Raw genomic sequence first — 5,271 nt, forward strand, 5'->3', positions numbered from 1 at the left:
CCGGTCACATTGTGACTGGGACGCGGTTCCTTTGAAAGTCCTGTCGGTCCTTTGTGGACGGGCAGGCAACACACAGCGAGGACGCTGAGCACGACCGGGCTTATTCCGCTTGGTTGTGCCGCTCAACGCGAGTGTGCACCCGCAGTTTTTAATTAAACGCAGCCGGGTAAACATTCACGGAGAGTTTGATCCTGGCTCAGGACGAACGCTGGCGGCGTGCTTAACACATGCAAGTCGAACGATGAAGCCCTTCGGGGTGGATTAGTGGCGAACGGGTGAGTAACACGTGGGCAATCTGCCCTTCACTCTGGGACAAGCCCTGGAAACGGGGTCTAATACCGGATACGACCTGCCTCCGCATGGGGGTGGGTGGAAAGCTCCGGCGGTGAAGGATGAGCCCGCGGCCTATCAGCTTGTTGGTGGGGTAATGGCCTACCAAGGCGACGACGGGTAGCCGGCCTGAGAGGGCGACCGGCCACACTGGGACTGAGACACGGCCCAGACTCCTACGGGAGGCAGCAGTGGGGAATATTGCACAATGGGCGAAAGCCTGATGCAGCGACGCCGCGTGAGGGATGACGGCCTTCGGGTTGTAAACCTCTTTCAGCAGGGAAGAAGCGAAAGTGACGGTACCTGCAGAAGAAGCGCCGGCTAACTACGTGCCAGCAGCCGCGGTAATACGTAGGGCGCAAGCGTTGTCCGGAATTATTGGGCGTAAAGAGCTCGTAGGCGGCTTGTTGCGTCGGATGTGAAAGCCCGGGGCTTAACCCCGGGTCTGCATTCGATACGGGCAGGCTAGAGTGTGGTAGGGGAGATCGGAATTCCTGGTGTAGCGGTGAAATGCGCAGATATCAGGAGGAACACCGGTGGCGAAGGCGGATCTCTGGGCCATTACTGACGCTGAGGAGCGAAAGCGTGGGGAGCGAACAGGATTAGATACCCTGGTAGTCCACGCCGTAAACGTTGGGAACTAGGTGTTGGCGACATTCCACGTCGTCGGTGCCGCAGCTAACGCATTAAGTTCCCCGCCTGGGGAGTACGGCCGCAAGGCTAAAACTCAAAGGAATTGACGGGGGCCCGCACAAGCAGCGGAGCATGTGGCTTAATTCGACGCAACGCGAAGAACCTTACCAAGGCTTGACATATACCGGAAACGGCCAGAGATGGTCGCCCCCTTGTGGTCGGTATACAGGTGGTGCATGGCTGTCGTCAGCTCGTGTCGTGAGATGTTGGGTTAAGTCCCGCAACGAGCGCAACCCTTGTTCTGTGTTGCCAGCATGCCCTTCGGGGTGATGGGGACTCACAGGAGACTGCCGGGGTCAACTCGGAGGAAGGTGGGGACGACGTCAAGTCATCATGCCCCTTATGTCTTGGGCTGCACACGTGCTACAATGGCCGGTACAATGAGCTGCGATACCGTGAGGTGGAGCGAATCTCAAAAAGCCGGTCTCAGTTCGGATTGGGGTCTGCAACTCGACCCCATGAAGTTGGAGTTGCTAGTAATCGCAGATCAGCATTGCTGCGGTGAATACGTTCCCGGGCCTTGTACACACCGCCCGTCACGTCACGAAAGTCGGTAACACCCGAAGCCGGTGGCCCAACCCTTGTGGAGGGAGCCGTCGAAGGTGGGACTGGCGATTGGGACGAAGTCGTAACAAGGTAGCCGTACCGGAAGGTGCGGCTGGATCACCTCCTTTCTAAGGAGCATATAGCCGACTGCGAGCGAATGACTCGCACGGTTGCTCATGGGTGGAACGTTGACTATTCGGCACGATCGGTTGAGATCACTAGTACTGCTTCGGCGTGGAACGTGAATTCTTGATGGGTCGGGCCGGGCACGCTGTTGGGTATCTGAGGGTACGGACTTCGGTCTGAACCTTCGCGATGCCGGCCCCAGTGCACTCGACGCGTATAGCGGCGGGGTGATGGGTGGCTGGTCGTTGCTTGAGAACTGCACAGTGGACGCGAGCATCTGTGGCCAAGTTTTTAAGGGCGCACGGTGGATGCCTTGGCACCAGGAACCGATGAAGGACGTGGGAGGCCACGATAGGCCCCGGGGAGCTGTCAACCGAGCTTTGATCCGGGGGTGTCCGAATGGGGAAACCCGGCAGTCGTCATGGGCTGTCACCCGCTGCTGAACACATAGGCAGTGTGGAGGGAACGCGGGGAAGTGAAACATCTCAGTACCCGCAGGAAGAGAAAACAACCGTGATTCCGGGAGTAGTGGCGAGCGAAACCGGATGAGGCCAAACCGTATGCGTGTGATACCCGGCAGGGGTTGCGCATGCGGGGTTGTGGGATCTCTTTTTCATAGTCTGCCGGCTGTGAGACGAGTCAGAAACCGTTGGTGTAGGCGAAGGACATGCGAAAGGTCCGGCGTAGAGGGTAAGACCCCCGTAGCTGAAACATCAACGGCTCGTTTAAGAGACACCCAAGTAGCACGGGGCCCGAGAAATCCCGTGTGAATCTGGCGGGACCACCCGTTAAGCCTAAATATTCCCTGGTGACCGATAGCGGATAGTACCGTGAGGGAATGGTGAAAAGTACCGCGGGAGCGGAGTGAAATAGTACCTGAAACCGTGTGCCTACAAGCCGTGGGAGCGTCGCGCATCAAGCTTGCTTGGTGCGTCGTGACTGCGTGCCTTTTGAAGAATGAGCCTGCGAGTTTGCGGTGTGTTGCGAGGTTAACCCGTGTGGGGAAGCCGTAGCGAAAGCGAGTCCGAATAGGGCGATTGAGTAGCGCGCCCAAGACCCGAAGCGGAGTGATCTAGCCATGGGCAGGTTGAAGCGGAGGTAAGACTTCGTGGAGGACCGAACCCACCAGGGTTGAAAACCTGGGGGATGACCTGTGGTTAGGGGTGAAAGGCCAATCAAACTCCGTGATAGCTGGTTCTCCCCGAAATGCATTTAGGTGCAGCGTCGTGTGTTTCTTGCCGGAGGTAGAGCACTGGATAGGCGATGGGCCCTACCGGGTTACTGACCTTAGCCAAACTCCGAATGCCGGTAAGTGAGAGCACGGCAGTGAGACTGTGGGGGATAAGCTCCATGGTCGAGAGGGAAACAGCCCAGAGCATCGACTAAGGCCCCTAAGCGTACGCTAAGTGGGAAAGGATGTGGAGTCGCAGAGACAACCAGGAGGTTGGCTTAGAAGCAGCCACCCTTGAAAGAGTGCGTAATAGCTCACTGGTCAAGTGATTCCGCGCCGACAATGTAGCGGGGCTCAAGCGTACCGCCGAAGTCGTGTCATTCGTACATGTATCCCCAACGGGAGTACGGATGGGTAGGGGAGCGTCGTGTGCCGGGTGAAGCAGCCGCGGAAGCGAGTTGTGGACGGTTCACGAGTGAGAATGCAGGCATGAGTAGCGATACACACGTGGGAAACGTGTGCGCCGATTGACTAAGGGTTCCTGGGTCAAGCTGATCTGCCCAGGGTAAGTCGGGACCTAAGGCGAGGCCGACAGGCGTAGTCGATGGACAACCGGTTGATATTCCGGTACCCGCTTTGAAACGCCCAGTACTGAATCAGGCGATGCTAAGTCCGTGAAGCCGTTCTGGATCCTTCGGGTGAAGGAAAGTGGTGGAGCCGACGGACCAGACTTGTAGTAGGTAAGCGATGGGGTGACGCAGGAAGGTAGTCCAGCCCGGGCGGTGGTAGTCCCGGGGTAAGGGTGTAGGCCGTGTGATAGGCAAATCCGTCACACATTAAGGCTGAGACCTGATGCCGAGCCGATTGTGGTGAAGTGGATGATCCTATGCTGTCGAGAAAAGCCTCTAGCGAGTTTCATGGCGGCCCGTACCCTAAACCGACTCAGGTGGTCAGGTAGAGAATACCGAGGCGTTCGGGTGAACTATGGTTAAGGAACTCGGCAAAATGCCCCCGTAACTTCGGGAGAAGGGGGGCCATGTCCGGTGATGAGTCTTGCACTCTGAGCTGGGTGTGGCCGCAGAGACCAGCGAGAAGCGACTGTTTACTAAAAACACAGGTCCGTGCGAAGCCGTAAGGCGATGTATACGGACTGACGCCTGCCCGGTGCTGGAACGTTAAGGGGACCGGTTAGTCACATTTCGGTGTGGCGAAGCTGAGAACTTAAGCGCCAGTAAACGGCGGTGGTAACTATAACCATCCTAAGGTAGCGAAATTCCTTGTCGGGTAAGTTCCGACCTGCACGAATGGCGTAACGACTTCTCGACTGTCTCAACCATAGGCCCGGTGAAATTGCACTACGAGTAAAGATGCTCGTTTCGCGCAGCAGGACGGAAAGACCCCGGGACCTTTACTATAGCTTGATATTGGTGTTCGGTTCGGCTTGTGTAGGATAGGTGGGAGACTGTGAAGTCATGGCGCCAGCCATGGTGGAGTCGTCGTTGAAATACCACTCTGGTCGTGCTGGATGTCTAACCTGGGTCCGTGATCCGGATCAGGGACAGTGTCTGGTGGGTAGTTTAACTGGGGCGGTTGCCTCCTAAAGAGTAACGGAGGCGCCCAAAGGTTCCCTCAGCCTGGTTGGCAATCAGGTGTTGAGTGTAAGTGCACAAGGGAGCTTGACTGTGAGACCGACGGGTCGAGCAGGGACGAAAGTCGGGACTAGTGATCCGGCGGTGGCTTGTGGAAGCGCCGTCGCTCAACGGATAAAAGGTACCCCGGGGATAACAGGCTGATCTTCCCCAAGAGTCCATATCGACGGGATGGTTTGGCACCTCGATGTCGGCTCGTCGCATCCTGGGGCTGGAGTCGGTCCCAAGGGTTGGGCTGTTCGCCCATTAAAGCGGTACGCGAGCTGGGTTTAGAACGTCGTGAGACAGTTCGGTCCCTATCCGCTGTGCGCGTAGGAATATTGAGAAGGGCTGTCCCTAGTACGAGAGGACCGGGACGGACGAACCTCTGGTGTGCCAGTTGTCCTGCCAAGGGCATGGCTGGTTGGCTACGTTCGGGAGGGATAACCGCTGAAAGCATCTAAGCGGGAAGCCTGCTTCGAGATGAGTATTCCCACCCCCTTTGAGGGGTTAAGGCTCCCAGTAGACGACTGGGTTGATAGGCCAGGTGTGGAAGACCGGTAACGGTTGGAGCTGACTGGTACTAATAGGCCGAGGGCTTGTCCTCAGTTGCTCGCGTCCACTGTGTAGGTTCTGAAGTAACGACCGTGTTGTGTTCCGGTGGGTTAACTTCATAGAGTTTCGGTGGTCATAGCGTTAGGGAAACGCCCGGTTACATTTCGAACCCGGAAGCTAAGCCTTTCAGCGCCGATGGTACTGCATGGGGGACCGTGTGGG

Annotated in this window: 3 rRNA genes; all 3 read left to right on the forward strand. The window is 57.3% G+C overall.

The annotated features are described in order from the left end of the window. Positions 1-173: 173 nt before the first annotated feature. A 16S ribosomal RNA gene (locus tag J7E86_RS28190) occupies positions 174-1,697 on the forward strand. Positions 1,698-1,976: 279 nt separating this feature from the next. Further along, positions 1,977-5,101 (forward strand): 23S ribosomal RNA (locus J7E86_RS28195). A gap of 73 nt (positions 5,102-5,174) precedes the next feature. Continuing rightward, positions 5,175-5,271: ribosomal RNA gene (rrf, locus tag J7E86_RS28200) — 5S ribosomal RNA — on the forward strand; the annotation flags it as partial.

It is taken from the genome of Streptomyces sp. ISL-11, assembly GCF_018614525.1.
Classification (GTDB): Bacteria; Actinomycetota; Actinomycetes; order Streptomycetales; family Streptomycetaceae; genus Streptomyces.